Origin of the sequence: Methanoregula sp. (genome assembly GCF_002835825.1) — an archaeon.
GTDB lineage: Archaea > Halobacteriota > Methanomicrobia > Methanomicrobiales > Methanospirillaceae > Methanoregula.
On sequence record NZ_PIZH01000347.1, the window covers coordinates 1 to 2,301 of the forward strand.

The 2,301-nt window shown below is 59.5% G+C and carries 2 protein-coding genes and 1 pseudogene; 1 reads left to right on the forward strand and 2 read right to left on the reverse strand.

Translation table 11 applies throughout. The annotated features are described in order from the left end of the window. The coding region (locus tag CW742_RS10850; RefSeq protein WP_292420294.1) for a cofactor-independent phosphoglycerate mutase at positions 1 to 984 on the reverse strand (984 nt) is incomplete at its 3' end. A gap of 6 nt (positions 985 to 990) precedes the next feature. Beyond that, positions 991 to 1,926: an NAD-dependent epimerase/dehydratase family protein gene (locus CW742_RS10855; protein WP_292420296.1), complete on the reverse strand. Its 936-nt coding sequence runs from the start codon at positions 1,924 to 1,926 to the stop codon at positions 991 to 993. A gap of 39 nt (positions 1,927 to 1,965) precedes the next feature. Between CW742_RS10855 and CW742_RS10860 the strand changes: the two are divergent. After that, positions 1,966 to 2,301, forward strand: a pseudogene (locus CW742_RS10860) (methanogenesis marker 12 protein); the annotation flags it as partial.

The following is a 2,301-nucleotide window of genomic DNA, read 5'->3' on the forward strand; positions in this document are numbered from 1 at the left end:
GGGCAGTACAGCGACAACGCCATCGAACCCGTCCAGGATCGTTCCCACAACTTCGTCGACTTTTTCGATCGCCTTCACCTTCTCACCGACACTCCCCAAATGCCCCGCCTCGTCCGGTGCCTCGATGTGGATATAGACAAAGTCAAGCCGCCGGATCGCGTCCAGCGCGTACCGTGCCTTTGCTGCATAATCGGTATCGAGATACCCGGTTGCGCCCGGCACCGTGATAACCTCCATGCCGGCGCACCGGCCGATGCCATTGAGAAGGTCGACTGCCGAAATGATGCCGCCCTTCTTTCCGTATTTCTTCTCGAACAGGGGGAAGGCCGGTTTGTGCCCGCCGCTCCATGGCCAGATCTGGGTTGCCGGGCGTTTGCCTGCGGCACTCCGTGCCCGGTTCACCGGATGACCGGCAAACACTGCACGGCTCTTTTCTATGCACTGCAGGAGAAGCTCTGCGTCTTTCCCCTTCGGCAGATAGGGCCCGATGCCCTGCCCGACGATATCGTGCGGGGGCGTGGTTGTTGAGCCGTGCCCGTCATGGACGACAAGCAGGTTCCGGTAGCTGACACCGGCCCGGACCATGACCTCGGGGATCTCCGGCCCGAGTGCTGCGAAGAGGTCCTTTCCCTCGTTGCTGGAAATGTGGCCTGCCGAGAAATCCGCCATTGTCTCCTGTTCCACGGTCACGAGGTTGCACCGGTACGCGACATCGGCGGGTGCAAGGTCGATCCCCATGCTCAGGGCTTCGAGCGGGCCGCGGCCGGTATAGTACTTCTCCGGGGCATACCCGAGAACGGCCATGTTCGCGATATCGCTGCCGGCTTCGAACCCGTCGGGAATCGTATGGAGCATCCCGCAGGCACCCTCGCGGGCCATCCGGTCCATGTTCGGAGTCTTCGCATATTCAAGAGGCGTCTTTCCGCCGAGCTCGGCTATCGGCTCGTCGGCCATACCATCTCCCAGCACAACGATGTATTTCATGGGGATTCACCGGCCCGAAAGCAGATCGCGGACTGCGATGCGGACACTCTCGCGTGAGCCGGTCTGGGGCTTCCAGCGGAGGCCCTTGATCTTTTCGATGGATAACTGCATTTTCGGTACATCGCCGACCCAGCCTCGCTCACCACCGGTAAACCGGAAGGTTGTTCCGGGCAGGTGCATCTCTTCAGTCACGATCTCCGCGATGCTCTTCACATCGATCCAATCCTCGGAACCGATATTGAACGTATTGACGGTGCCGCGGGCCTTTCCGGTTGCATAGAGCATTGCTGCTATGCACTCGTGCACTTCGAGGTAGGACTTGGTCTGTTTCCCGTCTCCCAGGATCTCGAGCTCGCGGGGGTTCTCCTTCAGTTTATGGATAAAGTCCGTGATCACGCCATGGCCGCTCCGGGCCCCGATAATATTGGCAAACCGGAATACCCATGCCTTCATGCCAAACGAATGGCAGTATGCGGAGATCAACGACTCGCAGGCAAGCTTGCTTGCCCCGTAGACCGAGATCGGTTCAAGCGGGGTGTAATCCTCGGGTGTCGGGATAATTGTTGCATCGCCGTAAACAGTCGAGGTGGAGGTGAAGACCAGTTCCGGCACATCATGCATGCGCATTGCTTCGAGCACCCGGTATGTGGCCATGATATTGTTCTGCATGGTAGGATCGGGGTTGACGGCGCTCTGCCTCACATCGGGATCTGCTGCGAGGTGGAAGAGCCGGTCCGCTCCGTCGAGTTTTTCCTGCCAGCCATCACCAAGCAGGTCTTTTTTGACGAACCGGACTTTGTTATCGTCGATATGCCGGGCTATTGTCTCCCTCTTCCCGGCACAAAGGGAGTCGATTACGAGGACTTCGTTGCCCTGTGCACCGAGCGTGTCTACCAGATGCGAACCGATGAACCCGGCCCCGCCTGTCACCACAACAAACATCAATACCTAATATGTCATCCATGCTATAGGATTACTGCTATGTTCATCGGGATCGATCACGGCACAAGCGCCATGCGGTTCGCTGGAGAGGGAAGGGAATTCAAACTCTCGCGCGAGGCTGCAAAGGACTTTGTCATCGCCGACCTTGCCCGCATCTGCCCGCTTGACGAGATCGAAGGCATCGCGGTATGCTACTCGATGGGCGACAACTTCCCAAAGATCACGCGGATCGGCAAAGTTCAGAACCGGGGGCTGGTCAGCCGGGAAGGGGCGGGCAAGCACATCGGCGGCGGCACGCGGGTCTTTGACGGGGGGGCGGCAAGTGGCAGCCCTGCAATCGTCCGCCCCGGCATTCACCCCGGGTCTCCGCCCGAC